General features: G+C 77.5%; 25 protein-coding genes. 12 read left to right on the top strand and 13 right to left on the bottom strand.

The genetic code is table 11. The features are described 5' to 3' along the window. Positions 1 to 65: 65 nt before the first annotated feature. Positions 66 to 1379 (bottom strand): DUF1206 domain-containing protein, encoded by a 1314-nt coding sequence (locus D0Z06_RS12560; RefSeq protein ID WP_158579973.1) that lies wholly within the window; start codon positions 1377 to 1379, stop codon positions 66 to 68. 137 nt (positions 1380 to 1516) lie between these two features. Here D0Z06_RS12560 and D0Z06_RS12555 point away from each other — a divergent pair, with 137 nt between their 5' ends. The 4 genes from D0Z06_RS12555 (at position 1517) to D0Z06_RS12540 (ending at position 5409) form a co-directional block, all read left to right on the top strand. Then, positions 1517 to 2137: a hypothetical protein gene (locus tag D0Z06_RS12555; RefSeq protein ID WP_117377763.1), complete on the top strand. Its 621-nt coding sequence runs from the start codon at positions 1517 to 1519 to the stop codon at positions 2135 to 2137. Positions 2138 to 2231: 94 nt separating this feature from the next. Continuing rightward, the gene (locus tag D0Z06_RS12550) at positions 2232 to 3839 is read left to right on the top strand and encodes an SIR2 family NAD-dependent protein deacylase (RefSeq protein ID WP_117377819.1); all 1608 of its coding nucleotides are present in this window, start codon (positions 2232 to 2234) and stop codon (positions 3837 to 3839) included. Between the two features lie 37 nt (positions 3840 to 3876). Beyond that, positions 3877 to 5124, top strand: coding sequence for a cytochrome P450 (locus D0Z06_RS12545; protein WP_117377762.1), 1248 nt, complete (start codon positions 3877 to 3879; stop codon positions 5122 to 5124). A gap of 96 nt (positions 5125 to 5220) precedes the next feature. Further along, the gene (locus D0Z06_RS12540; RefSeq protein WP_117377761.1) at positions 5221 to 5409 is read left to right on the top strand and encodes a hypothetical protein; all 189 of its coding nucleotides are present in this window, start codon (positions 5221 to 5223) and stop codon (positions 5407 to 5409) included. A 48-nt stretch (positions 5410 to 5457) separates the two neighbouring features. On the opposite strand, the gene D0Z06_RS12535 is transcribed toward D0Z06_RS12540, so the two are convergent. Both D0Z06_RS12535 and D0Z06_RS12530 read right to left on the bottom strand, forming a co-directional pair. Then, positions 5458 to 7779, bottom strand: a complete 2322-nt coding sequence (locus D0Z06_RS12535; protein ID WP_233517638.1) for a HelD family protein — start codon at positions 7777 to 7779, stop codon at positions 5458 to 5460. Between the two features lie 75 nt (positions 7780 to 7854). After that, positions 7855 to 8562 (bottom strand): alpha/beta fold hydrolase, encoded by a 708-nt coding sequence (locus D0Z06_RS12530; protein WP_117377759.1) that lies wholly within the window; start codon positions 8560 to 8562, stop codon positions 7855 to 7857. Positions 8563 to 8726: 164 nt separating this feature from the next. On the opposite strand from D0Z06_RS12530, the gene D0Z06_RS25360 reads away from it, so the two are divergent. The 6 genes from D0Z06_RS25360 to D0Z06_RS12505 all read left to right on the top strand — a co-directional run bounded on the left by D0Z06_RS25360 (position 8727) and on the right by D0Z06_RS12505 (position 14807). Then, the gene (locus D0Z06_RS25360; RefSeq protein ID WP_158579972.1) at positions 8727 to 8873 is read left to right on the top strand and encodes a hypothetical protein; all 147 of its coding nucleotides are present in this window, start codon (positions 8727 to 8729) and stop codon (positions 8871 to 8873) included. Positions 8874 to 8959: 86 nt separating this feature from the next. Beyond that, entirely contained in the window at positions 8960 to 9760 is an 801-nt protein-coding gene (locus tag D0Z06_RS12525) for an alpha/beta fold hydrolase (RefSeq protein WP_233517637.1), read from the top strand. Positions 9761 to 9763: 3 nt separating this feature from the next. Next, a complete protein-coding gene (locus tag D0Z06_RS12520; protein ID WP_117377758.1) occupies positions 9764 to 12049 on the top strand; it encodes a SpoIIE family protein phosphatase in 2286 nt (761 codons plus the stop codon). Positions 12050 to 12122: 73 nt separating this feature from the next. Continuing rightward, positions 12123 to 12485 (top strand): hypothetical protein, encoded by a 363-nt coding sequence (locus D0Z06_RS12515; RefSeq protein ID WP_233517636.1) that lies wholly within the window; start codon positions 12123 to 12125, stop codon positions 12483 to 12485. Between the two features lie 76 nt (positions 12486 to 12561). Further along, entirely contained in the window at positions 12562 to 13728 is a 1167-nt protein-coding gene (locus D0Z06_RS12510; RefSeq protein WP_117377757.1) for an acyl-CoA dehydrogenase family protein, read from the top strand. Next, a complete protein-coding gene (locus D0Z06_RS12505; RefSeq protein ID WP_117377756.1) occupies positions 13725 to 14807 on the top strand; it encodes an acyl-CoA dehydrogenase family protein in 1083 nt (360 codons plus the stop codon). The genes D0Z06_RS12510 and D0Z06_RS12505 overlap by 4 nt, the downstream gene beginning before the upstream one ends. Positions 14808 to 14846: 39 nt before the next feature. Here the strand turns inward: D0Z06_RS12505 and D0Z06_RS12500 are convergent, their stop codons facing one another. After that, the gene (locus D0Z06_RS12500; protein ID WP_117377755.1) at positions 14847 to 15467 is read right to left on the bottom strand and encodes an antibiotic biosynthesis monooxygenase; all 621 of its coding nucleotides are present in this window, start codon (positions 15465 to 15467) and stop codon (positions 14847 to 14849) included. Positions 15468 to 15567: 100 nt separating this feature from the next. Further along, the gene (locus tag D0Z06_RS12495; protein WP_117377816.1) at positions 15568 to 15912 is read right to left on the bottom strand and encodes a metal ABC transporter solute-binding protein, Zn/Mn family; all 345 of its coding nucleotides are present in this window, start codon (positions 15910 to 15912) and stop codon (positions 15568 to 15570) included. Between the two features lie 7 nt (positions 15913 to 15919). Here D0Z06_RS12495 and D0Z06_RS12490 point away from each other — a divergent pair, with 7 nt between their 5' ends. Next, positions 15920 to 16660: an alanyl-tRNA editing protein gene (locus D0Z06_RS12490; RefSeq protein WP_199522283.1), complete on the top strand. Its 741-nt coding sequence runs from the start codon at positions 15920 to 15922 to the stop codon at positions 16658 to 16660. Between the two features lie 42 nt (positions 16661 to 16702). Here the strand turns inward: D0Z06_RS12490 and D0Z06_RS12485 are convergent, their stop codons facing one another. The 6 genes from D0Z06_RS12485 to D0Z06_RS12460 form a co-directional block, all read right to left on the bottom strand. Then, entirely contained in the window at positions 16703 to 17263 is a 561-nt protein-coding gene (locus D0Z06_RS12485; RefSeq protein WP_117377753.1) for an AMIN-like domain-containing (lipo)protein, read from the bottom strand. Positions 17264 to 17388: 125 nt separating this feature from the next. After that, positions 17389 to 18402, bottom strand: a complete 1014-nt coding sequence (locus D0Z06_RS12480) for an alkaline phosphatase (protein WP_233517635.1) — start codon at positions 18400 to 18402, stop codon at positions 17389 to 17391. 104 nt (positions 18403 to 18506) lie between these two features. Further along, positions 18507 to 19544, bottom strand: a complete 1038-nt coding sequence (locus D0Z06_RS12475) for a glutathione S-transferase family protein (RefSeq protein WP_117377752.1) — start codon at positions 19542 to 19544, stop codon at positions 18507 to 18509. 55 nt (positions 19545 to 19599) lie between these two features. After that, positions 19600 to 20043 carry a DUF1810 domain-containing protein gene (locus tag D0Z06_RS12470; protein WP_117377751.1) on the bottom strand — a complete coding sequence of 148 codons (444 nt, stop codon included), beginning with the start codon at positions 20041 to 20043 and terminating at the stop codon, positions 19600 to 19602. Continuing rightward, on the bottom strand, positions 20040 to 21950 hold the full coding sequence (locus D0Z06_RS12465) for a S9 family peptidase (RefSeq protein ID WP_233517634.1): 1911 nt from the start codon (positions 21948 to 21950) through the stop codon (positions 20040 to 20042). The genes D0Z06_RS12470 and D0Z06_RS12465 overlap by 4 nt, the downstream gene beginning before the upstream one ends. Positions 21951 to 22160: 210 nt before the next feature. Next, positions 22161 to 23591, bottom strand: a complete 1431-nt coding sequence (locus tag D0Z06_RS12460; RefSeq protein ID WP_117377749.1) for an amidase — start codon at positions 23589 to 23591, stop codon at positions 22161 to 22163. Between the two features lie 147 nt (positions 23592 to 23738). Between D0Z06_RS12460 and D0Z06_RS25815 the strand changes: the two genes are divergently transcribed. Further along, the gene (locus D0Z06_RS25815) at positions 23739 to 24716 is read left to right on the top strand and encodes a helix-turn-helix transcriptional regulator (protein WP_199522282.1); all 978 of its coding nucleotides are present in this window, start codon (positions 23739 to 23741) and stop codon (positions 24714 to 24716) included. A gap of 146 nt (positions 24717 to 24862) precedes the next feature. Here the strand turns inward: D0Z06_RS25815 and D0Z06_RS12450 are convergent, their stop codons facing one another. Then, the gene (locus D0Z06_RS12450; protein WP_117377748.1) at positions 24863 to 26407 is read right to left on the bottom strand and encodes an acyl-CoA synthetase; all 1545 of its coding nucleotides are present in this window, start codon (positions 26405 to 26407) and stop codon (positions 24863 to 24865) included. Positions 26408 to 26489: 82 nt separating this feature from the next. Continuing rightward, the gene (locus D0Z06_RS12445; protein ID WP_117377813.1) at positions 26490 to 26942 is read right to left on the bottom strand and encodes a hypothetical protein; all 453 of its coding nucleotides are present in this window, start codon (positions 26940 to 26942) and stop codon (positions 26490 to 26492) included. Positions 26943 to 26978: the final 36 nt, after the last annotated feature.

Below are 26978 nucleotides of genomic sequence, written 5' to 3'. Positions count from 1 at the left end.
GCTCGACCGCCCGGTGCAGGCGGTCGACCAGCGGCTGGGCGGCCCGCCCGGGGGAGGCCGGCAGGTCAGGTCCGCTCGGGGTAGCGGGCCCGGGCCAGGACGAACGCGCCGAAGGCGGCGATGCCCAGGGCGACGAGCGTGAGCAGGACCTGCCCGAACGGGGCCTCCAGCAGCGTGCGCATCGCACCCCCCAGGCCCGAGGCCTTGGCCGGGTCGAAGGTGATCGCGGCCCACACGAAGAGACCGCCGACCACGCCGAGGGCCACGCCCTTGGCCGGGTAGCCGACCTGGCCGAGCCGGGTCACCACCCGCCGGGTGCCGGCGGAGGCCCGGGACAGCTCGATCTGCTCGAGGAACTTCTTCGTGACGCCCTTGACCACGTGGTGGACGCCGACGCCGATGACGACCAGCCCGGCGATGGCGACCAGCCAGCGCCCGCCCGGCCAGCCGAACACGCCGGAGACCTGCTGCTGCTGCGAGGAGCCCGAGGAGCCGCCGCCGGTCGCGTAGCGCAGGGCGGTGACCGCCAGGGCGGCGTAGACGACGGCCCGGGCCACCGACTTCACGATCTTGCCGACGGCCTTCTTCCGCGCGTCCCCGGAGGAGGACAGCGCGCCGCGCCAGCGCAGCACCTCGGCGAGCTGCCAGGCGGCCAGGGCGACCAGGCCGATGCCCAGCACCCACAGCAGGGGGGTGCCCAGCGGCTGCTCGGCGAGGACGGCCAGCGCGCCGGCCTGGTCGGCCTGCTCCTGGCTGCCCCCGCCCCAGGCCAGCTGGAGGGCCAGCCAGGCGATGAGCAGGTGCACCACCCCGTAGGCCACCAGCCCCACCCGCGCGAGGTTCTCCAGCGCGTCGCTGTCCCCGGCGCGGCCGGCCGCGCCGGCGGCCCGGCCCGTCGTCCCGTGCCCGCTCATCCCGCCGTCCTCCCTCTCGACCCCGATGATCAGCGTGGCACAGCGGCGGCGCCTCCGCCGGGTCGGACGGCGGCCGGTCAGCCGACCGGGTGCCGGGCCCTGGCCAGGCAGTACACGGCGAACGAGCCGGAGCCCGACGGCGACGGCGGTGAGCCCCCACGCGCCGTAGGGCCCCATCGCGACCGCGCGCAGCGCGCCGTCGAGCCCGGTGGCCTGCTCGGGGTCGAAGCCCGCCGCCGCCCACGCCATCACGGTGCCGACGAGCACCAGGGCCACCCCCTTCAGCGCGAAGCCCAGTTGGCTCCAGCGGTGGACCAGCGTGCGCAGCGGCCGGGGGTAGGAGGAGAGGTCGATCTCGCCGAGGAACCGCGACCGCAGCCCCTTCCGGACGTGGTAGACGCCGATTCCGGCGACCACCAGGCCGACGGTGACCACCAGCAGCTGCCCGCCGGGCCAGGCGAGCACGCCGCGGACGACCTGCGGTCGCCGCCCGGGGACCGGGCCGGCAGGCGCAGCGCCCCGCCCTGGTCGGTGGAGGCCTCGGGGCGGCCGCCCGCCGGGCGCCCGCGGGGTGACCGCCGCGGTGGGGGACACTGGTCGCCGTGGGACACGCCTCGACGACGACCGCCCCGGCGACCGCCCGCGCCGGCCGCTCCCCGGCCGCGACCGGCCGGACCGCGTCGATCGCGGCCGGCCTGCTGCTGCTGGGCCTCGCCGTCGCGGGGGTCGCCTGGTCCGGGGGCGCCCGCGTGCTGCTCGCCGCCGCGGGCCTGGCCGTGGGGGCCGCCGGCGCGCGGGCCGGCGGCCGGTCGCCCGCGGGCGCGACCGCGGTCGCCGGCGGGCTCGCCGCCCTGGCCGTCGCCGCGCTCTCCGAGCCGCTGTCGGCCGGGGTCCTGCTCGTCGCGGTGCCGGCCGGGCTGCTCGCCGGCGCGCTGGCCCTGCTCCGCCGCGGCGGCGAGGCCCGGCGGGGCGGTCAGGCGGCGCTGGTCTGGTGCGCGCTGGTCACCGGCCTGCTCGCCGCCGCCTGGCTGGGCAGCGGGTGGGAGCGGGCGACCGGCGGGGCCACCGTGGTCGCCGCCCTCGTCGCCGCGCTGCTCGGGGTCGTCCTGCTCGTCGGCGGGGCGACCCGCCGGGCCGTGCCCGACCAGCCGGCCCCCGCGCCCCGGCCGGCCGCCTGTGCCGGCTGCGCGTGCGGCGCCGGGGGCTGCCTGCCCCGCGCCTGACCCGCACGGTCGGCCGAGCACCCGGGTCACCGGCCGCTCGACCCCGCTCCGGGACGCGGTTCCCGCCGCGGGCGCGGCGGGTACGCCCGGCTCCGTGGCGGGGCACGTGTTCGCGGTCGGTGCCGACCTCCGTCGGCTGGTGTGCGACGACGTCCTGGTGCCCACCGACCGCTCGCTGCGGGTCACCGCCGGATGGCGGGAGCTGCTGCCGGAGGACCTCGTCGCCACCGAGGACGACGGCGGCCTCTGCCTGCGGCTGGGCTGGTCGGGCCCCGAGCGGGTGCTCCGCGCGCCCGGAGGGCCCTCGCCGCAGGTGTGGCTCGTCGACACCGTCGACGACGGGCTGGTCGACGACGGGGACGCGCTGCCGTGGCTGCTCGACGGCACCCGCGAGGCCCTCGACGCCGTCGCCCGGCGGCCGGTGGAGCGGCCCGTGAACGGGCGCGCGCGGCGGCTGGTCGCGCTGCCCGCGCTGGGCACCGGCTGGGGCGGGGCGGCAGGGCAGCGGGGCACCCTGCTGGCCCGGCTGATCCCGGTGCTGCGGGAGGCCGCCGAGCGGCACGGCCTCGACATCGCCCTCGTGCTGCGCGGGCCCAGCGACCTGGCCGCGGCGCAGCGGGTGCGCCGCGGCGAGGACGCCAACTGGGCGCTGCCCGACCCGCTGCGCGCCGTGGCGGCCGACCTGGGGGAGCGCGCCCGCCGCGGCCAGCTCGCCGTCTTCGCCGGCGCGGGGGTGAGCGCCGCCGCCGGCCTGCCCACCTGGGAGCAGCTGCTCGACGAGCTGGCCGGGCGGAGCGGCCTGGACGCCGGGCTGCGGGCCGGGCTGGACGGCCTGCCGGCCCAGGACGCCGCCGCCCTGCTGGCCCGCGAGCTCGGCGCCGAGCGGCTGCAGGCCTACGTGCAGGAGCGGTTCGGCCCGGCCCGCTACGCCCTGGCCCACGCGCTGCTCGCCGACCTGCCGGTGCAGGAGTACGTGACCACCAACTACGACCCGCTCGTGGAGCTCGCCGCCGGGGACATCGGCCGCGAGCTCACCGTGCTGCCCTTCGACGAGGCCGAGCCCGGCCGGCCCTGGCTGCTCAAGCTGCACGGCGACGCCGCCCACCCGGAGAGCGTCGTCCTGACCCGGGAGGAGTACCTGGCCTTCGGCGACTCGCGCGCCGCGCTGGCCGGCGTCCTGCACTCGCTGCTGCTCACCCGGCACGTCCTGTTCGTCGGCACCTCCCTGCAGGACGACGACCTGATCCGCATCGCCCACCAGGTGCGCACCGCGGTGCAGGCCCCCGGTGCCGCGCCCCGGCGGCGCAGCGGCACCGTGCTCGCGCTGCGCGAGGACCCGGCCCGCGCCCGGCTGTGGGAGCGCGATGTGCACACCGTGGCGATGACGTCGGCCGGCACCAGCCCGGCCGAGGCCGCCCGGCTGCTGGAGGTGCTGCTCGACCTCATCGGCTGCCTGTCCACCCCGCCCACCGGCTACCTCCTGGACCCGGCCTACCGCGGGCTGCTCGGCGAGGAGGAGCGGACGCTGGCCGACCGCCTGGCCGCGGTCGAGCGGGACCTGCCCGAGCGGGTCACGACCTCGGCGACGGCCGAGGTCGCGGCGCTGCTGCGCCGGCTGGGGTCGCGCACCCGCGGGCGGTCGCCGGCCGACGGCGCGACGCAGCCCCGCGACGACCGCGTGCAGGAGCAGCGGCCCGGCTGAGGCATGGGCCCGTGGGGGCCGGGGCAGACCCCGGGGCATGCGCCTGCCCCGGATGGACGACTCCCTCGCCCTCGCCCGCCGCGGGTACGGGTGGCTTCCCGAACGCCGCCGGCAGGACGGGCGCCGGACGGTGCGCGGCCGGCTCCTGGGGCTGCCCGTGCTGGCCGTCGAGGGCCCGGAGGGGGCGCGGTTCGTCTACGACGAGGACCACGTGCGCCGCGCGCACGCCATCCCGGAGCCGGTGCAGGCGACCCTCTTCGGCAAGGGCGCGGTGCACACCCTCGACGGTCCCGAGCACCGGGTGCGCAAGCAGCTGTTCGTCGACCTGCTCGTGGACGACACCCCCGGCCGTCCCGCGCTCGTGCCGCTGGTGGAGCGGGTCACCGCGGCCTGGGACGACGCGGTGCCGGGGTGGGCGCGGCAGGGGTCGGTCGTCCTGTTCGACGAGGCGGCCCGCGTGCTCACCCGGGGGGTGTGCGGCTGGGCCGGGGTGCCGCTCGAGGACGACGGGGTGCCGGCGATGGCCCGGGACCTCACCGCCATGGTCGACGGCTTCGCCACCGGCGGCCCGCGGCACTGGCGGGCGCGACGGGCCCGCAACCGCCGCGAGGCCGAGCTGGCGCACCTGGTCGCCGACGTCCGCGGCGGGCGGCGCGCGGTGCCGGCGGGGTCGGTCGTCGACGCGGTCGCGCGGCACCGCGACGCCTCGGGCGAGCAGCTCGACCCGCGGGTGGCCGCCGTCGAGGTGCTCAACGTCGTCCGCCCGACCGTGGCGGTGAGCTGGTTCGTGGCCTTCGCGGCGCACGCGCTGCTGCACTGGCCGGGCGTGCGCGAGCGGCTGGCCGCCGGCGACCCGGCCTACGCCGAGGCCTTCGCCCACGAGCTGCGCCGCTTCTACCCGTTCGCACCCTTCATCGGCGGCCGCGCCCCGCGGGCCGTGGAGTTCGACGGCGTCCGCGTCCCGGCCCACGCGATGGTGCTCGTCGACCTCTACGACACCGACCACGACCGGGAGCTGTGGGAGGACCCCTCCGCCTTCCGCCCCGAGCGGTTCCTCGACCGCGAGATCGACCCGTGGGAGCTGGTCCCGCAGGGAGCCGGGGACCCCCGCACCGGCCACCGCTGCCCGGGCGAGCAGATCACCGTGGCGCTGCTGTCGGCCCTCGGGGCCCGGCTGGCCCGGCTGCGCGCCGACGTCCCCGAGCAGGACCTCACGATCTCGCTGCGGCGGATCCCGGCGCTCCCGGCCGACCGCGTGGTGCTGCGCGTGCACGGCACCGGCTGACGTCGTCGCGGTGCGTCACGGGCGCGCCGGAGCCGGTCGGGGACGGCGGCGGGCCGTGCTCTGATCGGTGCCGGTCGGCGACGTGGGGAGGCCCGGGTGGAGACGACGAGGTGGCTGGCCCCGCTGTTCGGGGTGGCGGGCCTGCTCGCGCTGGCGGTCGGCATCGTCTGGGCGGAGCTCGACAACACCGCGGTCAACGCCGGGCTGGTCGGCCTCGGCGCCCTCGGCCTGCTGCTCGGGCTCGCGGTGGTGGCCGTGCACGAGGGCGTCGCGCGCCGGCGCTGAGGGCCCGCCGCCGGCGCGCGACGCCGGCCGCGCTCCGGCGCCGCCCGGTCAGCGCAGCCGGGCCAGCTCCGCGGGCAGGTCGCCGGGGGCCAGGACGCCGAGCCGCTGGGTGGCGCGGGTGAGCGCCACGTAGAGGTCGTTGTGCCCGCGCGGGCCCTCGTCGAGGACCCCCTGCGGGTCGACGACCAGCACCGAGTCGAACTCCAGGCCCTTGGCCTCGGCGGGGCTCAGCACCACCGGACCGAGCGAGGAGTCGGCGTCGGCGCCGGCCGACACCCGCGGGAGCCGGCCGGCCAGGGCCGCGGTGAGCTCGCCGGTCCGCGCGGCGGGCGCGATGACCGCGACCGTCCCCTCCTGCCCGGCGAACCCGGCCGCGACCTCGGCGGCGCGCCCGGCGAGGTGCTCCTCGCCGACCGTCTCGGCCCACGGCGCGGTGGTGGCCGGGCGCACCGAGCGGGGGGCGGTCGCGCCGGTGCCGGCGGCGGCCAGCACGTCGGCCGCGACGTCCATCATCTCGGCCGGCGTCCGGTAGTTGACGGTCAGCTCGGCCAGCCGCCAGGCGTCACCGACGTGCGGGCGCAGCGCCTCCCCCCAGTCGCCCGCCCCGGCCGCCGTCCCGGTCTGCGCCAGGTCGCCCACCGCGGTCATCGACCGGGTCGGGCAGCGGCGCACCAGCAGCCGCCAGGCCATCGGCGAGAGCTCCTGGGCCTCGTCGACCACCACGTGGCCGAAGGTCCAGGTGCGGTCGGCCGCCGCCCGCTCGGCCGTCGTCCGGGTGTCCACCGCCCGCTGCCGCTCGGCGAGCTCCTCGGCCCCGATGAGGTCACCGGCGCTGAGCACCTCGGCCTCGAGGTGCTCGTCCTCCAGGTCGATCGAGCGCGACCCGTGCAGCACGTCGAGGGTCTCCTGCGCCTCGGCCAGCCGGCGCCGCCGGTCCCGCTCGGCGCGGGCCCGCTGCGCGCTGTCGTCGAAGCCGAGCAGCTCCTCGGCCTCCTCGAGCAGCGGGACGTCGGCCGGCGTCCACCCGCGGCCGCGGGGACGGTGCAGGAGCGCACGCGTGCCGTCGTCCCAGCCCGGGGTGGCGCGGGCGACGCGCGCGGGGTCGGCGTAGAGGTCGGCGAGCAGCCGCTCGGGGGTGAGGACCGGCCACAGCTCCTGGAGCAGGGCCCGGACGGCGTGGGCCTCGGCGACCTCGCGGCGCAGCGCGGCGAGGTCGCCGCGGTCGAACAGCGACGCGCCGCCCTCGATTCCCGTCCCGATCCGCTCGGCGTAGCGCGCGGTGAGCGTGTCGACGACGCGGCGGGCGAACTCGGGCCGGGCCAGGTTGTGCAGCCGCTCGGCCTTGCGGGCGGCGGTGCCGGCGCGGCGGACGTCGATCGGGCGCAGCCGCAGGGGGAAGCCGTCGACGACCACCTCGCGCGGGGCGTCGGGGACCACCTGCCGGTCGGCCACGGCCCGCTCCAGCACCTGCACCATCTCCAGCCGGCCCTTGACCGCGGCGCTCGCCGGCGACTCGGTGCCGCGGGCGTCCAGGCCCGGGCGCAGCTGGCCCAGGCCGGCGAGCAGCACGCCGGTCTCGCCGAGGGAGGGCAGCACGTCGGCGATGTAGCGCAGGAACGTCGGGGTGGGGCCCACGACCAGCAGCCCGCGGCGGGCCAGCCGCTCCCGGTGGGTGTAGAGCAGGTAGGCGGCGCGGTGCAGCGCCACGGCGGTCTTGCCGGTGCCGGGCCCGCCCTGGACGACGAGCACGCCCCGGTCGTCGGCGCGGATCACGGCGTCCTGCTCGGCCTGGATGGTGCGCACGATGTCGGTCATGCGGCCGGTGCGCGCGGTGTCCAGGGCGGACACCAGCGCCGCCTCGCCGGTGAGGCCGGAGCCGACCCGGCCGTCGATCACCCCGCCGGTGAGCACCTCGTCGTCGAGGCGCACGACCCGGCGCCCGCGGGTGCGGATGTGCCGGCGCCGGCTGACCCCGAGCGGGTGCACCGGGGTGGCGGTGTAGAACGGCCGGGCGGCCGGCGCCCGCCAGTCGACCAGCGCCGGGTCGCCGCCGTTGTCGTCGGCGGCCAGCCCGATCCGGCCGATGTAGAGCGGGCCGTCCTCGGTGCGGTCGATCCGGCCGACGCACAGCCCGGCCTCGGCCGCGTCCAGCGCGGTGACCCGCTCGGTCTGGAAGCGCACGGTGGCGTCCCGCTCGTGCAGGGCCTGCGGGTCGACGGCCGGCCAGGAGATGGCCTGGCGCAGCCGCTCGGTGGCCAGGGCGCGGGCGGCGTCCAGCCGGGTGTAGAGGTCGGACACGTACTGCTGCTCGTCGGCGAGCTCGGGGTGGGCGGCGACCTCGGGCTGCGTCGTCGGTGCGGTCGGCGGCACGGGGCTCCTCGCGTGGGCGTTCGTCTGCGGGAAGACAGGAACGCCCATGGTGCCCCGGCATTCCCGGTGGGCGGGTCAGCCGCTCCGGCTGACCCCGGGCCCCGCGACCAGCGCGTCGGCCAGCTCGGCCGGCCGGCTCAGCGCCGCCAGGTGGCCGCCGGGGACCTCCTCGACGTCGAGGCCGAGCCGCTCGGCGGCGACCGCCCGCTGGAAGGCCGGCGGGAAGAAGCGGTCGTCGCGGCCGGCGAGCACCCGGGTCGGCACGGCCGGCCACGCGGCCAGGGGCCACGGCTCGGTGAACGGGGTGCCCGACTGCGCCACCGGCCCCGGCGCGGTCGCGACCACCTCGGGCGGGACGTCGTGCAGGAAGGCGTCGTCGAGGTCCCCGTCGGGGTCCGCGGGGTCGTACGGCCACCCGGCCGCGGCCGCCGCCGCGGCCCGGGCCGCCTCGTGCCCGGTGGCCGCCCACCACTCGCCCCCGGTCTCGCCCGGGCGCGGCACCATCGCGTTGAGCAGCACCAGCCGGTCGACCGGGACCCGCGCGCAGGCCAGCGGCGCGGACAGCCCGCCCATCGACTGGGCGACGACCACGACCGGGCGGTCCCGGCCCCGGGCGGCGTCGGCGACCACCGCCGCGTACGCGTCGAGACCGGCCGCGTCGTCCTCGGCGGGCAGGTCGACGGCGACGGCGGTGTGCCCGCGGCGCTCGAGCGCGGGCACCAGCCGGTGCCAGTACCAGGCCTGGCCACCGGCACCGGGGACGAGCACGAACGTCGCGGGCATGCAGGGATGACCGCCCCGGGGAGCGGGACTCATCGCCGCCGGGCGGTCGGGCCGGGCCCCTGCAGGTGAGGTCACACCGCCCGACCCGGACGGCAACGTGCAGGTCACCCCGGTGACACGTGCCCTCCCTAGCGTCGGGGGCGCACCCTTTCGAGGAGGACCTGATGAGCACCGCGACCAGCGGCCGGCCGACCACCCGGCGGCCCCGCCGCCCCCGCATCGACCGGACCGCGTGGACCTGCCCGAACTGCCGGCGGGAGACCCGCCCGCCGCGCAAGCGCTGCGCGGACTGCGGCACGTCCCGCTACTGAGAGCGGCCGACCGGGCCCGGGCACGCCCCTCCGGCGGCGGCCGCGACGGGGCAGACAGGACGGCAGCGTCCGGATATTTTCGACGGGTGAGCGTGCGGGAGCGCAACCGGGTCCGCGAGAGCGGGGTCGCCGGGGCGCGGCCGATGGTCTTCGCGCACGGGTTCGGTTGCGACCAGTCGATGTGGCGCTTCGTCGCGCCCGAGTTCGAGGCCGACCACCGGGTGGTCCTGTTCGACCACGTCGGCGCCGGCGGGTCGGACCTGTCGGCCTACGACCCCGACCGGTACGGCTCGCTGCGCGGCTACGCCGCCGACGTCGTCGAGATCTGCCGCGAGCTGGGGCTGGCCGACGCGGTGTTCGTCGGCCACTCGGTGAGCGCGATGATCGGGGTGCTGGCGGCCCAGCAGGCCCCGGACGCCATCGGGGCGCTCGTCATGGTGGGGCCGAGCCCCCGCTACGTCGACGACGAGGGCTACGCGGGCGGCTTCAGCCGGGCCGACGTCGCCGCGCTGCTGGAGAGCCTGGACAGCAACCACCTGGGCTGGTCGGCGGCCATGGCCCCGGTCATCATGGGCAACCCCGACCGGCCCGAGCTGGCCGCCGAGCTCACCAACAGCTTCTGCCGCACCGACCCCGAGATCGCCCGCCGGTTCGCCCGGGTCACGTTCCTGTCCGACAACCGGGCCGACCTGCCGGGCGTCGCCGTCCCCACCCTGGTGCTGCAGTGCAGCGAGGACACCATCGCCCCCGAGGTGGTCGGCCGCTACGTGCACGAGCACGTGCCGGGCAGCGTGTTCACCCAGCTGGCGGCCACCGGCCACTGCCCGAACCTGTCCGCGCCCGAGGAGACGACCGCCGCGATCCGGGCCTTCCTCGGCGCTCGCTGAGCCGTGGCCCCGCCTCCCGCGGGCTCCCCGGCCGACCGGCCGCCGGAGCTCGACCGGCTCCTCGACGACGACCCCGCCGAGCTGTACGAGAACGCGCCCTGCGGCTACTTCTCCGCCACCCCCGACGGGCGGCTGGTGAAGGTCAACCGCACCTTCTGCGAGTGGCTGGGCCGGCCGGCCGCGACGGTGCTCGGGCGGCGCTTCCCCGAGCTGCTCGGCGTCGGCGGGCAGGTGTTCTACGAGACCCACATGGCCCCGCTGCTGCGCATGCAGGGGGCCGTGCGGGAGGTCGCCCTCGACGTCGTCCGCGCCGACGGCACCCCGTTGCCGTGCCTGGTCAACGCCGTCGAGGTCCGCGACCGCTCGGGCGCGCCGGTGCTGGTCCGCGCCACCGTCTTCGAGGCGACCTCGCGGCGGCGGTACGAGCGGGCGCTGCTCGACGCCCAGCGGGTCGCCGCGGAGTCCGAGGCGCGGTCCCGCACGGTGCAGCACGTCGTGTCCGAGCTCGCCGCGGCGACCTCGGCGCGCCAGGTGGCCGAGGTGCTGGTGTCCCGCAGCCGGGAGGCGGTCGGGGCGAGCGGGGCGGCGCTGTGGCTGGCCGGGGAGCGCGGGGAGGCGGTGCGGCGGGAGGAGGAGCACGGCGAGCCGCGGCCGGTGCCCGCGGTCGAGCTGGTGGCCTCCGCTGGGCTGCCGGCGGACTGGCTCGCCGAGATGGCCGGCGCGGCGGCCGGCGCCGAGCTCGTGCGCGACGGCGCGGTGCACACCGTGCGCCTGGGGGCCGGCCTGCGCGCGGTCTGGCCCGGCCTGGCCGAGCGGTTGACCGCGGCCGGGCAGGAGTCGCTGGTGCTGGTTCCGGTGGGGGCGGACACCGCGCACCTCGGGGTCCTCGTGCTCGTGCTCGGCGCGGCGGGGGACACCGAGCTGGTCGACCTGACCGAGCCGGGGACGCGCGGCGAGCTGCCGCGGGCCGACGAGGAGCTGCTCGCGACGCTGGGCCGGCAGGCCGCGCAGACGCTGGTCCGGGTGCGCCTGCACGAGGAGACCGTGCGGCACGCGGCCCGCTCGGCGTTCCTCCTGGAGTCCGCCCGCCTGCTGGCGCAGGCCCCGGGCGTCGCCGAGAGCGCCGAGCGGCTCGCGGACCTCGTCGTCCCCCGGCTGGCCGACCTCTGCGTCGTCGACCTCACCACCGAGCACGGGCTGACCCGCCCGGTGGCCCGGCACGCCGACCCGGCGCTGGCCGGGCCGGTGGCCGAGCTGGGGGAGCGGCACCTCCCGCGCCGCCGCGGGGGGCACCCGACCGCGGAGGCGCTGCGGTGGGGCCGGACCGTGTGGGTCCGGGAGGTGACCGACGACTGGCTGGCCCGGATCGCGACCGACGACCGGCACCGGGAGATCGCCGGCGCGCTCGGGCTCGCCGACCTGCTCGCCGTGCCGCTGGTCGCCGACGGCCGGGTGCTGGGCGTGCTGACCCTCGGCACCGGGCGCAGCCGCGGCCCGTTCCGCCCGGCCGACGTCGAGGTGGCCGAGCAGCTGGCGCTGCAGGTGGCCCAGACGCTGGACCGCGCCCAGCGCTTCGAGCTCGAGGCGGGCACCTCGCACACCCTGCAGGCCAACCTGCTGCCGCCCGCCCCGCCGCCGGTCCCCGGGCTGGCGGTCGCGGTGCGCTACCTCGCCGCCGGGCGGGGCGCCGACGTCGGCGGCGACTTCTACGACGTCGTGCCGCTCTCCGAGGGGGAGGTGGCGCTCGCGGTGGGCGACGTCGTCGGCCACGACATCACCGCCGCCGCGGTCATGGGCCAGCTGCGCAGCGTCTACCGGGCGCACCTGGCCGACCGGCCCGCGCCCGGTGCGCTGCTGCAGAGGCTGCAGGCGGGCTGGTCGCTGCTCGGCCTGCAGCGCATGGCCACGGCGCTGTTCGCCTCCCTCGAGCCGGGCTCGGGGCGGCTGCGGGTGGTCTCGGCCGGGCACCCGCCACCGGTGGTGGTGACCGGTGGCCACGCGGAGCTGCTGCCGGTGCACCCCGGCCGGATGCTGGGCGCACCGGCGGCCCGGGCCGAGGAGTGGTCCGGCGTCCTGCCGCTCGGGGCCACGCTCCTGCTCTACACCGACGGGCTCGTCGAACGCCGCGGCGTCGACCTCGACGCGGGCCTGGCGCTGCTGCTGGCGGCGGCGGCCCGGTCCGCCGGTGCGGGGGCCGACGAGCTGTGCGACCGCCTGCTGGCCGAGCTGGCCGGCGGGCAGCGGCAGGACGACGTCGCCCTCCTCGCCGTCACCCGGCTGACGGGCTGACGCCCGCCCCTGGCGCGCGCCCGGGTCCCGCGCGACGATGGCGCCACGCACGCTCGAGCGGCGGGAGGCGGTCATGTCACGTCCGGCGCCACGTCCGACCGACCCGGTCGCCGACCCGGGGGCCGCCCCGGTGACCGACCCGGTGACCGTGGCCATCGACGGCGCCACCGGCGACCTCTCGGTGTCCTCCGACGCCATGCGCTGGTCCCCCGAGCTCGCCGAGGACCGTCGCTCGGCGGCCGGCGGGGCGGGCCTGCCGGCCCTGCCCGGGCTCGACGTCGCCGCGGGCCTCGGTGCCCTCGTCGGCCTCGACGGCGCCGGGGTGCGCCGCCTGGTCTCCGGTGCGGTGGCCTCCCTGGCCACCGTCGCCGGCGAGGTGGTCACCGAGCTGCGCGCGCTCACCGCCGGGGAGCCCGAGCGGCCACCCCCCGACTGACCCCGCGCCGCGCCCGCCCCCGGGGCCCTGTACAAACGACGCTGGAGGCACCGGTCGCACCTGGGGAGTCGCACGCATGACCAGCTCGCTCACCCTGGCCCCCGCCCCGTCCTCGGAGGCGGCGGAGAACGTGCGGGCGGAGGTGCGGGAGTTCCTGGCGGCCGAGCGGGACGCCGGCACCTTCACCACGCACGTGGACACGTGGTTGTCGGGGGTCGACCCGGCGTTCTCCCGGAGGCTGGGGGAGCGGGGCTGGCTGGGGATGACCTGGCCGGAGGAGTACGGCGGGCACGAGCGCACCGCGATGGAGCGGTACGCGGTGACCGAGGAGTTGCTGGCCGCCGGCGCCCCGGTGGCGGCGCACTGGATCGCCGACCGGCAGTCGGGGCCCAACCTGCTCCGCTACGGGACCGAGGAGCAGCGGCGGGCGATCCTGCCGCGGATCGCGGCCGGGGAGTGCTTCTTCGTGATCGGCATGTCCGAGCCGGACTCGGGCTCGGACCTGGCCAGCATCCGCACGAAGGCGACCCGCACCGACGGCGGGGACTGGGTGGTCAACGGGGCGAAGGTGTGGACGAGCAACGCCCACCACAGCCACTACGCGATCGTGCTCGTGCGCACCGGCCCGCCGGGGGAGGGGCCGCGGGGCCGGCACCAGGGGCTCTCGCAGCTGCTGGTCGACCTGTCCAGCCCGGGGATCGCCATCAACCCGATCCGCATCCTCGACGGCGGGCACCACTTCAACGAGGTGGTCTTCGACGACGTGCTGGTCCCGGGCGACATGCTGCTGGGGGAGGAGGGCGCCGGCTGGCACCAGGTGACCGCGGAACTGGCCTTCGAGCGGTCCGGTCCGGAGCGGTTCCTGTCGACCTACCCGCTGCTGGCCGAGTTCGCCCGGCGGGTCGCCGACGCGGGGGACGCCGCCGCGCTGGCCTGCCTGGGCCGGCTCTCGGCGCGGTTGCTGGCGCTGCGGCAGCTGTCGCTGCGGATCGCCGCGGCGCTGGACCGGGGCGAGCTGCCCGACGTGCCGGCGGCGCTGGTCAAGGACGTCGGCACCACGTTCGAGGCGGACGTGGTCGCCGAGATCCGCGGGGTGGTGGACGTGCCGGCGTCGCTGGACAGCCCGGACCCGCTGGGGCGGGCGCTGGCCGAGGCGCAGCTGCACGCGCCCGGGTACACGCTGCGGGGTGGGACCAACGAGATCCTCAAGGGGATCGTGGCGCGCGGGCTGGGGCTGCGGTGACGACGACGGCGAGTGACCGGGACCTGGTCGTCGAGACCGTCCGCGACATCCTGGGCGCGCACGAGCCGTTCGTGCTCGACGCCGGGACCGCCTGGGACGCCCCGCTGTGGGCGGACCTGGCCGCCGCCGGGCTGACCGGGGTGGGCGTCCCGGAGGAGGCCGGCGGCTCCGGGGGCGAGACCGGGGACGCGGTGGCGATCACCGCGACCCTGGCCGCCGGGGCGGCCGCGGTGCCGGTGGCCGAGCACCTCCTGGTGGCCGCCCCCGCGCTGCTGGCCGCCGGGCTGGAGCTGCCCGACCCGGCCGAGCCGCTGACGGTGGCCACCGGCGGGGTGGTGCACGCCGAGCCGGTCGACGACGGCGACGGCCCGGGCCGCTGGACGCTGACCGGCACCGCCGCCGAGGTGCCCTGGGCCGGGGTGGCCCGGCACGTCGCGGTGCTGGCCGCCGCGCCGGCCGGCATCGAGGGCGAGGTGCTGGCCCTGGTCGACACCTCCGGGCTGGCCACCACCGAGGCCCGCAACCTGGCCGGGGAGCCGCGCGGCTCGTTGGTGCTGGGCGGGACCCCGGCGGCCGCGGCGCTGCTGCCCCCGGCGGCGGCCGCGCAGGTGCGGGCGCGGCTGGCGCTGGCCCGGGCGGTGCAGATCTCCGCCGCCGCCGAGCAGGTGCTGGCCTGGACGGTGACCTACGCCGGCGAGCGGCAGCAGTTCGGCCGCCCGCTCGGGAAGTTCCAGGCCATCCAGACCCACGCCGCGGTCATGGCCGGGGAGGTCACCGCCACCGCGGCCCTGGTCGACGCCGCCGTGCAGGCGCTCGACCGCGGCGCCGACCCGGTGGCGGCCGCCGCCGCCGCCAAGGTGCGCGCCGGCGCCGCCGCCTCCACCGTCGCCGCGCTGGCCCACCAGGTGCACGGCGCGATCGGCTTCACCCAGGAGCACCGGCTGCACCACCTCACCCGCCGGCTGTGGTCCTGGCGCGACGAGGGCGGCAACGAGCGCACCTGGGCCGAGGTCCTCGGCGTCGCGCTGCTGACCGGCGGCCCCGACGACCTCTGGCCCGCGCTCACCCGGGTGGTGTGAGCCCGGGGGCGGCCCGCCGGTCGCCCCCGGGACGCCGGTTCAGACGGTCTCCGGCACCCGGAGGTGCGCGAGGACCAGCTCGAACTCGCCGACGTCGGTGACCGCCATGTGCAGCTTCGTCGCCAGGTCGTCCCGTATGGCCCGCGCCTGCTCGCGGGTGGCCTCCATCGCGGCCCGGTCGATGAAGGTCACCGTCGTCACCCCCATGCCCTCGCCGCGGCTGACCAGGGTGCTGGCGCTGCGGAAGCCGGGGTACTCCTCCAGGCGCGGCAGCACCGCCGTCCGCGTCACGTCGAGGATCTCGTCGGCGCGCTCCGGCTCGAAGCGGGTCCAGGTCACCCGCGTGCACGCGCCCTCGGGGGCCTCGTGCGCCCGGTGCAGCATCGCGATCTCCCACTCCCGCACCTCGGGGGTGCCGCCGAAGACCTCGGCCGCGCGCCGGCGCGACTCGCGGACGCCCTCGGCGCTGGCGTGCATCGCCGCCTCGTCGCGCCAGGCGGAGGTGACGATGCACCGGCCGGTCTCCCGGTCGGCGAGCATCGACAGGCCGATGCAGCCCTCCATCCCCGTCAGCAGGGGCATCACCTCGTCGCGGACGTAGGCGATCCCGGCGTCCACCGACGCTGGGTCCCCCTGGATGGTGTTCGAGCGGGCGTACATGCCACCACTCCTCTCGAGCCGCGGCGGCGCCCCCGCGGCGTCCGCCGCGGGGCACAGGGTCCTCGGCCGCGGGGCGCCGGGCAATCCCCCGGCGCCCGGCTCAGCCGCAGGCCAGCCCGCGGCGCAGGGCGTCGAGGTTCTCCCGCATCAGCCCGAGGTAGTCCTCGCCCGCGGCGACCTGCTCGACGGGGTGCAGCACGTCGGTGCCGGCGCCGGTCTCCTCGGCGAGGGTGCGGGCCACCGCCGGTGCCGTGGCGGTCTCGAAGAACACGGTGCGGACGCCGGCCTCCCGGACGACGCCGACCGCCTCCCGCAGCCGCGCCGGCGTCGGCTCCACGCCCGGGTCCACCCCGGCGATGCCGATCTGCCGGAGGCCGTACCGCTCGGCCAGGTAGCCGAAGGCCTCGTGCGCGGTGTGGTGTTCCCCCGGGAGGCGGGGCAGCATGCCCGGCGTGATCCACGACAGCGACCGGCACGGCCACACCCACCGCCTCGACCTCGCCGACGCCACCCTGCGGGAGTGGGACGCGACCGTGGTCGCCGCCGACCCGGAGCAGGGGATCGTGCTCGACCGCAGCGCCTTCTACCCGGGTGGGGGCGGCCAGCCGCCGGACGAGGGGGTGCTGCTGTGGGGCGGCGTCCGCACCCGGATCGCCGGCACCCGGAAGGGCGACGAGCTGTACCTGGTCCCGGTCGAGGGGGATCCCGTGCCGCCGCCGGGCACGGCGGTCCGCGGGGCGCTCGACGACGAGCGGCGCACCGCGCTCATGCGCACCCACTCCGGGCTGCACGTGCTCACCGGGGTGGTCTTCCGCGACTTCGGGGCGCTGGTCACCGGGGGCGGGATGGAGCCGCTGACCGCCCGCATGGACTTCGACCTGGCCGAGGTGCCGGCCGACTTCACGGAGCGGGTCGCCGAGGCGGTGAACGCCGAGATCGCCGCCGACCGCCGCATCGAGGTCGCGAACCTGCCGCGGGAGGAGGCGTTCGCGATCCCCGACATCATCCGGACGGCGACCAACCTGCTGCCGCCCGACATCGAGGTGGTGCGGATCGTCGACATCGTCGGCCTCGACACCCAGGCGGACGGCGGCACCCACGTGGCGTCGACGTCGATGGTCGGCCGGGTGGAGGTCACCAAGATGGAGAACAAGGGCCGCGGGTTCCGCCGGCTGCGGATCCGCATCGTCTGAGCGGCGCCCGGCGACGGTGGCGCCCGGCGCGGCCCGGCGATCTCACCAGGCGTGCCAGCGGTGGGCCACGTCGAGGACGATCCGCGACGCCGCGCCGGGGCCGTCGAGGGCGAAGACCCGCATCGGCAGCCGGGCGCGGACACCGACGGCGAACTGCGTCTGGCCCTCGAACGACCCGACGTGGTCGACGGCGCGCAGCGTGTCGTAGCCGCGGACGTCGGCGACCGGGCCGACCGGCTCGTCGAACACCAGCAGGCCGCCGGCCGACCAGTCGTGCACCGGGTGCCCGAGCCGCACCGACAGCACGGCCCCGCCGGCCACCGGGTGCGGGAAGCCCGAGCCCGCCTGGTGCACGACGTCGACGTAGCGCACGTCCCAGGCGTGCGGCCCGGGCCCGCCGATGTCGAACACCACCCGGTCGAAGCACGGGTGCCGGCCGGTGCGGACGTCGGCGACCGGCTCGGCCGCCAGGTCGCCGGTCACCTCCGGCAGCGAGCCCCAGTGGACGACCGGGCAGGTCGTCGCGGCGGCGGCCGGGGCGAGCGCTGCGGTCACGCCCAGCGCGAGCAGCAGGGCGGAGACGGCGGAGAGGGTGCGGCGCACGGAGGACCTCCTCGTCCACGGGCTTACCCTGCATACCCCTGCGCCGGCCTGCGGCGGTGGCGGCCGCGTGACGGTTCCCCGACGAGGTCGTGACCACCCCCGGGGAGCGGTGCCCCTGGCCGGGCTCAACCGAGCAGGACCTCCCGCATGACCTCGTGCAGGTGGGTGTTCGGGTACGTGCCGGACAGCTGCTCGCTGCCGGGGCCGGTGGCGGTGACGGGGGTCGGCGCCGCGGTGTGCGACTCGGTGCTCCAGTCGAGGTCGACGGCCCGGTCGTCGTCGCCGGCGACCGGGATCGCGTCGTCCGCACCGGGGTCGGCGTCCTCCACGGCCAGGCCACCGGTCTCGTGGTCGCCGGTGACGACCAGCAGCGTGCCCGGGTGGTCCTCGGCGTGCTCCCGCGCGACCTCCACCGCCTCGTCGAGGGACGCCATGGCCGTCAGCAGCGCGTCGTCGTCGTTGGCGTGCCCCGCCTCGTCCACCTGCTCCTCCTCCACGACGAGGAAGAAGCCGTCCGGGTCGGCGGAGAGCCGGTCCAGGGCCACGCGGGTCAGCTCGGCCAGCGACACCTCCGGGTCCGGCGCTGCGTGCAGCGGCCCCTCGGCGAACAGCCCGAGCAGCCGGTCGCCCTCGGCGGAGGCCAGCCGGTCGGCGTCGGTGACCGCCGTGGCGCCGTCGGCGCGGGCGCGGTCGAGCAGGCCGTCGTCCCAGACGCCGGCGCCGCCGCCGAGGACGACCGACGGGCCGGCCGCGGTCAGGTACTGCTCGGCGACGTCGTCCTGGTCCTCCCGGTCGGCCACGGAGCTGAAGAACGCCGCCGGGGTGGCGTCGGTGACCGCCGACGTGGTGACCAGGCCGGTGGCCAGCCCGGCCTCCGCCGCCTCCCGGCCGAGCGGGGTCAACCGCTCGCCGTCGGGGCCGACGGCGAGCGAGCCGTTGGCGGTCTTCTCCCCGGTGGCCCAGGCGGTGGCGGCGGCCGCCGAGTCGGTGACCGTCGAGGAGGGGTCGGCCGGGATCGTGGTCTGCAGCCCGGCCACGGGCAGCGAGCCCATGGCCAGCTCGCCGTCGGTGCCGGCCAGGGCCAGCCGGGCCGCCTCCCGGTGCGCGGGACCCATCCCGTCCCCGACGACCAGGACCACGCTGCGCGAGGCGGTGCCGGGCCCGGGGTCGGGGGCGCCGTCGGAGGAGCAGGCGGGCAGCAGCAGGGCGGTCGCCGCGGCGGCGAGCGCCGGTCGGGTGCGGCTCAGCGGTGCTCGACCCCGCCGGGGCCGGAGCCGGCCGGCACCCGCTCGTCCTCCGGCGGCGGCCCGGGCGGGGTGCCGTCGCCGAACGGGGACCCGCCGAGCTCCTCGCGGCCGTGCGGGGTCAGCCACACCGAGGTGTCCGGACCCTGCGGCACGACCTGCGTCGGGTTGATGTCGGCGTGGACGACGTAGTAGTGCTCCTTGATCTGCGGGAAGTCGATGGTGTCGCCGAACCCGGGGGTCTGGAACAGGTCGCGGGCGTAGGCCCACAGCACCGGCATCTCGGTCAGCTTCTGCCGGTTGCACTTGAAGTGGCCGTGGTAGACGGCGTCGAAGCGGGCCAGGGTCGTGAACAGCCGGACGTCGGCCTCGGTGATCGTCTCGCCCATCAGGTACCGCCGGTCGGCCAGGCGCTCCGACAGCCAGTCCAGGGCGGTGAACAGCCGGTCGAAGGCTCGGTCGTAGGCCTCCTGGGAGCCGGCGAACCCGCACCGGTACACGCCGTTGTTGACCTCGGTGTAGACCCGCTGCATGACGTCGTCCATCTCGTCGCGCAGTTCCTCGGGGTAGAGGTCGGGGGCGCCGTCGCGGTGGAAGGCCGTCCACTCGGTGGAGAAGTCGAGGGTCATCTGCGCGAAGTCGTTGGTGACCGCCTGCCCCGAGGGGACGTCGACGACCGTCGGCACCGTGATGCCCTTGGGGTAGCCGGGGTCGCGGGCGAGGAAGGCCTCCTGCAGCCGCTCGTAGCCCAGCACCGGGTCCCGGCCGCCGGGGTCGAGGTCGAAGGTCCAGCTGCGCTCGTCGTGGGTCGGGCCGCACAGGCCCATGGAGAGCGCGTCCTCCAGCCCGAGCAGCCGGCGCACCACCACGGCCCGGTTGGCCCACGGGCAGGCGCGGGCCACGACCAGCCGGTAGCGCCCGGCCTCCACGGGCCAGTTCCCCGACCCGTCCGCGGTGATGCGGTCGGTCAGGTAGCTCTGGTCCCGCTCGTAGTCGCCGCCGGTGACGTAGCCCGACCCGGAGTTGTCCTCGCCCATGCCCCCACTCTGCCCGGGGCGCCCCGACCGCATGCGCGGCAGGGGGTGCCGCGGCTCACAGTCGGATCCGCGCCGTGGTGGCGGTGTCGGGCTCCCCGGCGTAGAAGCGGTCGAGCACCTCGCCGAAGACGGCCCGCCCGGGGCCGGCCGCGGCGAACAGCGTCATCGACGAGCGCAGCTTGAGCGCGTCGACCGGCCCCAGCACCTGCTCGGCGGTGCGCCCGCGGACGGCGAGCAGCGCCCGCGCGGCCTCCTCCAGCCGCGGGCCGAGCACGGGGTGGGCCAGGTAGGCCCGCGCCTCGTCCAGGCCGCTGATCGCGAAGTGCTGTGCGGTGGCACTGCGCCCCAGCCCCGCGACCTGCGGGAAGACGAACCACATCCAGTGGCCGCGCTTGGCGCCGGCGCGCAGCTCCGCGACCGCCTGCTCGTGCACCCCGCCGTCCTGGGCGCGGAGGAACCGGTCGAGGTCGTAGGCGTCCCCGCCCGCCCCGCCGCTCACGCGGCCGGCTCCGCGGTCCGCTCGCACGGCCCGGACAGGTGCTCGGCGAGGAACCGGACCATCCGGCCGTACAGCCGCCGCCGGGAGTCCGCGCGGCGGTAGTCGTGCCCCTCGCCGGGCAGCTCCAGGTACTCCACCGGCCGGCCCAGGGCGCGCAGCGCGTCCACGACCTGGAGGGCCTCGCCGATCGGCACGTTGGTGTCGTGCTCGCCGTGCACCACCATGAGCGGGACGTCGATCCGGTCGGCCGAGGCCAGCGGGGAGATGTGCTCGAGCAGCGCGCGGTCCCGTTCCGGGTGGCCGTACTTGGAGACCGCGACCGAGGCGATCCACGGCTCGCTGTCGCGGAAGAACGTCATCAGGTCGCTCATCCCGCAGACGTCGATGCCCGCGGCGAAGGTCCCCGGGAAGAAGGCCAGCATGGCGAGGGTGAGGTAGCCGCCGTAGGAGCGGCCGGTGACCGCGATCCGGCCGCGGTCGGCGATGCCGGCGTCGACCAGGTGCTGGGCCGCGGAGCAGACGTCGTCGAAGGCCGCGTAGCGCTGGTAGAGGTCGTCGGCGTGCACGAACTCCCGCCCGAAGCCCGACGAGCCGCGGATGTTCGGCGCGAACACCGTCAGCCCGGCGGCGGCCAGCGCCTGGTGCTGGGGGGAGAACATCGGGCGCTCCTGCGCCTCCGGCCCGCCGTGCAGGTAGACCACCGCCGGGCCCGGGGTGTGCGCCGCCCGGTACAGCCAGCCGGTGAGCGGCAGCCCGTCGACCCCGGTGAAGGTCTCCAGCGTCGGGACGACGAGCAGCCGGGCGGGCAGGTCGGGCGCCGCGGTGACGCGGGTCCAGTGGTGGGTGGCGGTGTCCAGGTGCCACAGCTCACGCGGGCGCAGCGGGCCCTGCACGCCCAGCACCACGCTGCTGCCGTCGCGGCTGAGCACCGGGTCGGAGGCCACCAGCCCGGGCAGCCCGGGGATCGGCGTGCGCTCCCGGGTGGCGGTGTCGAACAGCTCCAGCTCGTTGGAGCCGGCCACGTTCCACACCAGCAGCAGCAGCCGGCCGGCGTCGTCGGCGTCCACCCACTCCAGCTCCGCGTCGTCGCGGGCGGCCAGTGTGCGCGCCTCGCCCCGGTAGCCGTTGGGGCCGAACGGCAGGCCGAGGAGCTGGCGCCGGGGCAGGCCGACGTCCGAGGCGAGGTAGACGTACACCGGCCCGCTGTGGTCGTCGGGGGCGGGGCGGATGAGCGCGACGTCGGTGGAGCCGGTGGCGCCCGCGGGCAGGGCGCTGAAGTCCTCGTCGGTGAGCCGGTCGACGACGACGACGAACTGCTGGCCGCGCTCGCCGTCCCGGATGACCAGGAACCGCTCCTCCAGCGACACGTCCAGGACGTGGATGTGGTCGCCCTCGGCCAGCCAGTCCAGCCGGCCGGTCGCCGGGTCGGCCAGGTAGGAGGTGGTCGGGCTGCCCGGCGTGGCGCCCGGGAACGTGACGACGAAGCGGTGCCCGCTGCGGGTCCAGGGGCCCAGCTCGGCGTGCTCGCCGGCGTCACCGGCGATGCGGCGGGCCTCGCTGCCGTCGGGGCGGACCACCCACACCGCCGTCCGCACCCCGCCGTCGGTGGCCACCTCGCAGGCCAGCCAGCGGCTGTCGGCCGCCCACCGGACCTCGAGCACCGGGTCGTCGGAGAGCGGCACGTGCCGGGCCGGCGGCTGCGGTCCGTCGAGCACGATGTCCTGGATGTAGAGCTGCGGGACGCCGGAGCGGTCGGAGATGAACGCCACCCGGGTGGCGTCCGGGGTCATGTTGGGGCCCCAGCTGCCCCAGGCGTCGACGAGGTCGGCGGCCAGCGCGACCGCCTCCTCGACCTCCGCGGCCGTCGGGCGCACCCCGCCCGTGTCCCTCAGTCCTCCGTCGTGCACCCGCGGGACGGTAGACCCTCCGCGGCGCCCCGGAGCGGTGCGCCCCCGGGGTCTGCGCGTCCGCCCTGCTCAGCGGAGCGGGGCGCGCCGGCCCGCTCCCCGCGTCCGCCGCCGCGTTCGTGATCATGGGCGTATGTCCGGCGACACGGGCCGGCGCGCCGCGAGCGCGGGACGAATCCCCATGATCACCGCGGGGTCGGGCCCGCGTTCTCAGCCGGCGACCACCGCCGGACGGCGGTCGGCCCAGGGCAGCGCCTCCTCGAGCAGGGCGGCGACGCCGAGCAGCGTCTCCTCGCCGGCGTAGCGGCCGACCACCTGGACCCCGACCGGCCAGCCCTCGGGCGACGCCGGGCCGGGCACCGAGACCGCCGGGGTGCCGGTGACGTTGGACCACGCGGTGAACGGCGCGAAGGTGAAGATCTTGTCGTACCAGCCGCGGGCGTCCAGGGAGGTGTCGTCGGCGTGCAGGTGGCCGATCTCGGTGTTGGGAGCGGCGGTGGTCGGCGTGAGCCAGACGTCGTAGCCGGTGAGGAAGCGGGCGAGGGTGCGGGTGGTCTGGTTGAACACCCGGTCGGCGGCGTACAGGTCGAGCGCGGAGAGCGTCCGGCCGTGCTCGGCGCAGGCCAGGGTGGTGTGCTCGAGCAGGTCGGGGCCGAGGTCGACGCCGAGCGCGGCGGCGGCCCCGTAGGCGCCGTCGGCCAGGAAGCTGGTCCAGGCTACGAGGTTGGCCGCGTCGAACGCCTCGACGTCGAACCCGGGCGCGGCCTCCTCGACGGTGTGCCCGGCCGCCTCCAGGGCGCGCGCGGCCGCGGCCACGGCGGCCCGGCAGGCCTCGTCGACCGGCGCGCCGTTGGGCGCGGCGGTGGACACCGCGACCCGCAGCCGCCCCGCCGGCGGGCGGGCGGCATCGGCGAAGCTGGTGGCCGGCGCGGGCAGCAGGTAGCGGTCGCCGGGCTCGGAGCCGTGGACGGCGTCGAGCAGCCCGGCCGCGTCCCGGACGCTGCGGGTGACCGCGAACTCCACGCCCAGGCCGAGCAGCGGGTCGCTGTAGTCGGGGGCGACGGTGACCCGGCCGCGGCTGGGCTTGAGACCCACGAGCCCGCAGGCGGCGGCCGGGATGCGGATCGAGCCGCCGCCGTCGTTGGCGTGCGCGACCGGCAGGGCCCGCGCGGCGACGAGCGCCGCCGAGCCGCCGCTGGACCCGCCGGGGGAGCGGGCGGTGTCCCAGGGGTTGCGGGTCGGCCCGGTGGCGACCGACTCGGTGCTGGCGTTGAAGCCGAACTCCGGGGTGGCGGTGACCCCGATCGCGGCCAGCCCGGCGGCGCGGAAGCGGGCCATCAGCGCGGTGTCGTACGGGTAGGGGACGCCGGGGCCGAGCAGCCGGGAGCCGGCCCGCTGCGGGATCCCCTCGGCGTGCAGCACGAGGTCCTTGATCGCGAACGGGACGCCGCCGAACGGGCCGCTGAGGTCGGCGTCGAGGGGCTTGTCGAACGGCTCGCCGACCAGCGCGTTCAGCTGCGGGTCGACCTGCGCGACGGCCGCCCGGGCGGCGGCGTGCACCTCCGGGGCCGAGACCTGGCCGCTGCGGACCAGCTCGGCCAGGGCGGTGGCGTCGTGCTGGGTGTAGTCGGAGATGTCCACGAGCGGTGGCTCCCTCGCTCTCGGGTGCGGGCGCCGGTGCCCGCGCGTTGCCGGGGATGCTGGCCGCACCGGCGCGCGCCGCGCATCGGTCGAACTGCGGACGGCGGGAGGCTTCCGGCGGGGCCGGGGGCGTGCCAGGCTGCCCGGATGGGCGGGGTCCGCACCGACGGTCGGCTCGCGGCCGCGCTCGCGGTGCGCGACGCCGCGGAGGCGGTGGCCGCCGGCGACGACCTGCCGGAGACCGACCGGGCCGCCGCCGTCCTCGACGCCCTCGGTGCGCTGTCGACCTGCGCGGCCGCGGTGGCGCGCTGGGACCCGCTGCGCGGCCGGCACGAGACCCTGGCCAGCACCGGCTACGTCGACGACGCGCTGGCCGCGATGGAGTCGGCCTTCCACGAGGACCCGCTGTTCCCGGCGGTCCGCGACTCCGGCCGCCCGCTCCGGGTGCGCGACATCCCCCCGGCGGGCCGGCGCGGGCCGATGTTCGAGCGGGTCATCACGCCGCTGCGGTTCACCGACGGCGTGAGCCTGTGCCTCACCACCGGCGGCCGGTACGTCGGTTGCCTGCACGCCAGCACCCTCGGCGGGGGTGTGGACGACGAGGCGGTCGGCTGGCTGCGGGTGCTGCGCGAGGACCTGGTGAGCCTGGTCGACCCGCTCGGCGGGCTGGCGCTGCCGTCCTCCGACGGGGCGGCCGGCGTGCTGGCGTGGGCGCCGGACGACGGGCGGCTGCTCGCGCTGTCGCCGTCCGCCCGCCCGGAACTGCTCACCGGCGCGCTGGCCGGGTTGCTGCACCCGGCCGGCTGGCCGTCCCGGCTGGGCCGGCACCTGCTGGTGCTGCGCGGATCGGCGCTGCTGGCCGTGGAGGCCCGCCCGGCCGGTCGCTGGGTGGTGGTCGAGCACGGGCCCGCCCCGTCGCCCGGCGGCCTGTCGGTGCGCGAGCTGGAGGTGCTCTGCGAGCTGGCGCTCGGGGCGACCAACCGGATGGCGGCCCGGGCGCTGGGCGTCACCGAGCGGACGGTGGCCACCCACGTCGAGCACCTGCTGACCAAGCTCGGCGTCGGCAACCGCGCGGCCGCGGCGGCGTCCGCGGTGGGCGCCGGGCTGGTCCGCGTGCCGGCCTGAGCCACGGGGCCGTGCGCCGCCGGTGGTGGGAGGGGTCCGGTCGCCTACGTCTGTGAGTGCCACAGCACTCACAGACGTAGGCCCCGGGGTGGGACCCCAGGGGCCCGCCGCGCCCGCGCCGCGGAACGGTGCCGCCGGCGGTCGCCTCAGTGCACGGCCCGCTCGTGCCCCTCCCAGTAGGGCCGGCGCAGCTCGCGCTTGAGCACCTTGCCGGCCGCCGACAGGGGCAACCCGTCGACGACCTCCACCGACCGGGGCACCTTGTAGCCGGCGATCCGCTCGGTGCAGAAGTCGTGCAGCTCCTGCAGCGTGGGGGTCGCACCGGGCACCGGGACGACGACGGCGTGCACGCGCTCGCCCCACGTCTCGTCCGGCACCCCGATCACCGCGCAGGTGGCCACCGACGGGTGTTGGGCCAGCACGCTCTCCACCTCCACCGAGTACACGTTCTCCCCGCCCGAGATGATCATGTCCTTGATCCGGTCGGTGAGGTACACGTAGCCCTCGTCGTCCATCCAGCCGGCGTCCCCGGTGTGCATCCAGCCGCCGCGCAGCGCCTCGGCGGTCTGCTCGGGGCGGTGCCAGTAGCCGAGCATCACGTTGCCGCCGCTGACGACGATCTCCCCGACCTCGCCGCGCGGCAGCTCCCGGTCGTCGGGTCCGACGATGCGCACCTCGGTGTGCGGGGCGGCCCGGCCCACGGAGCGGCGGTGCACGGGGTGCTCGTGGTCGGTCGGCGTCAGCAGGGTCGCCGAGGGGGCCAGCTCGGTCATCCCGTAGGCCTGCAGGAACCGGGCGTTCGGCAGGGCCTTCATCGCCCGGCCGAGCAGCGCCTCGGACATGGGTGAGGCCCCGTAGAGCACGCGCCGCACGCTGGTCAGGTCGTGCTCGTCGAGCGCGGGGTGGTCCACGACGAGCTGGACCATCGTCGGGACGAGCAGCAGGTCGGTGACGCCGTGCGCCTGGACGGCCTGCATCACCGCGACCGGGTCGAACGCCGGGATCATGACGTGGGTGCCGCCGGCCACGACCTCGGTCACCCACATGCTGAAGTCGGCGAGGTGGAACATCGGCGCGGCGTGCAGGTACACGCTGGTCTCCACCGGCTCCGAGATGGCCAGCCCGCCCATGATCGCGGTGAGCAGGTTGCGATGGCTGAGCATGACGCCCTTGGAGCGGCCCGTCGTCCCGCCGGTGTAGAAGACACCGGCCAGGTCCTCGCCGCCGCGCCGGGCGTCCTCCACCGGCCCGGACCCGCCCAGCAGCTCCTCGACGGGGCGGGTGCCCTCGGGGGTCGCGCCGTCACCGAGGTGGACGACGTGCGCCAGCCCGGGGACGGTCTGCCGCAGCGCCGGCACCATCGGCGCGAACAGGTCGTCGACCGCGAGCACCGTGGCGCCGACCTCGTCGAGCGAGTCGGCGATCTCCGGGACGCTCCAGCGGAAGTTCACGGGGACGACCACCCCGCCCGCCCACAGCGTCGCGGCGAGCCACTCGTGGTAGCGGTCGGAGTTCAGGGCCAGCACCGCCGCCCGGGCGCCGTCCTCGACCCCGAGGCCGCGCAGCGCCCCGGCGAGCCGGGCGATCCGGTCCACCGACTCCGCGTGGGTGCGGGTGCGCGAGCCGTCGATCGTCGCGGGCGCGTCGGGTCGCTGCTGCACCGCGCGGTGCAGGCCCTGGGTCAGGTACACGGGGCACCTCCGTGGCGGGTGTGGGGTGGCTCACGCTCGCCGCGCGGGGGATGCCGGACCAGGGGCGGAGGTCCCCGCGCCGTCAGGTCCCCGCGGTCAGGGCGCACCCGCTCAGCGGGGGCAGGTGCGCGGCCTCCACCAGCGGCCGGACCCGGCCACCGGCGGCCAGGTGCAGGCTCCAGGGCACCGCGCCGTCGAGCACCTCCCGCAGCGCGGTGGCCCACCGCTCGTCGTCGGCCGTGGGAGCGGGGTCGCCCGGGCGGCAGAGCGCCATCGCCAGCAGGCAGGGCCCGCCGGCGGAGTCGGCCGTGACGCCGGTGTGCAGGTCGAGCAGCCCGGTGAGCAGCGGCGGCTCGGGCAGGTCGGGCAGGTCGTCGACCGGGACGACGACGGGCAGCTGCCGGTCGTCGGTGCCGAACCAGGTCAGCCACAGGCTGCGCGCGCCGAAGACCGGCGGTGCGAGCAGGGCGACCCAGCGGCGGGTGAGGGCCAGGCCGGAGCGGACGGGGACGGCGGTGAGCGCGGGCATCGACATGGCGGCCACCGTGGCAGCCCGCGCGGACCTCGGCCG

Origin of the sequence: Geodermatophilus marinus (genome assembly GCF_003428645.1) — a bacterium.
GTDB lineage: Bacteria > Actinomycetota > Actinomycetes > Mycobacteriales > Geodermatophilaceae > Geodermatophilus.
Note: the sequence above shows the minus strand (reverse complement) of the source record. Positions and strands in the feature narration are given on the sequence as shown.

Excerpts from the sequence above, each read along its gene's own strand:
- D0Z06_RS12545 (WP_117377762.1), top strand. The coding sequence starts at position 3,877 with ATGCGCCTGCCCCGGATGGACGACTCCCTCGCCCTCGCCCGCCGCGGG.
- D0Z06_RS12530 (WP_117377759.1), bottom strand. The coding sequence starts at position 8,562 with ATGCCCGCGACGTTCGTGCTCGTCCCCGGTGCCGGTGGCCAGGCCTGG.
- D0Z06_RS25360 (WP_158579972.1), top strand. The coding sequence starts at position 8,727 with ATGAGCACCGCGACCAGCGGCCGGCCGACCACCCGGCGGCCCCGCCGC.
- D0Z06_RS12515 (WP_233517636.1), top strand. The coding sequence starts at position 12,123 with ATGTCACGTCCGGCGCCACGTCCGACCGACCCGGTCGCCGACCCGGGG.
- D0Z06_RS12510 (WP_117377757.1), top strand. The coding sequence starts at position 12,562 with ATGACCAGCTCGCTCACCCTGGCCCCCGCCCCGTCCTCGGAGGCGGCG.
- D0Z06_RS12500 (WP_117377755.1), bottom strand. The coding sequence starts at position 15,467 with ATGTACGCCCGCTCGAACACCATCCAGGGGGACCCAGCGTCGGTGGAC.
- D0Z06_RS12495 (WP_117377816.1), bottom strand. The coding sequence starts at position 15,912 with ATGCTGCCCCGCCTCCCGGGGGAACACCACACCGCGCACGAGGCCTTC.
- D0Z06_RS12475 (WP_117377752.1), bottom strand. The coding sequence starts at position 19,544 with ATGGGCGAGGACAACTCCGGGTCGGGCTACGTCACCGGCGGCGACTAC.
- D0Z06_RS25815 (WP_199522282.1), top strand. The coding sequence starts at position 23,739 with ATGGGCGGGGTCCGCACCGACGGTCGGCTCGCGGCCGCGCTCGCGGTG.
- D0Z06_RS12445 (WP_117377813.1), bottom strand. The coding sequence starts at position 26,942 with ATGTCGATGCCCGCGCTCACCGCCGTCCCCGTCCGCTCCGGCCTGGCC.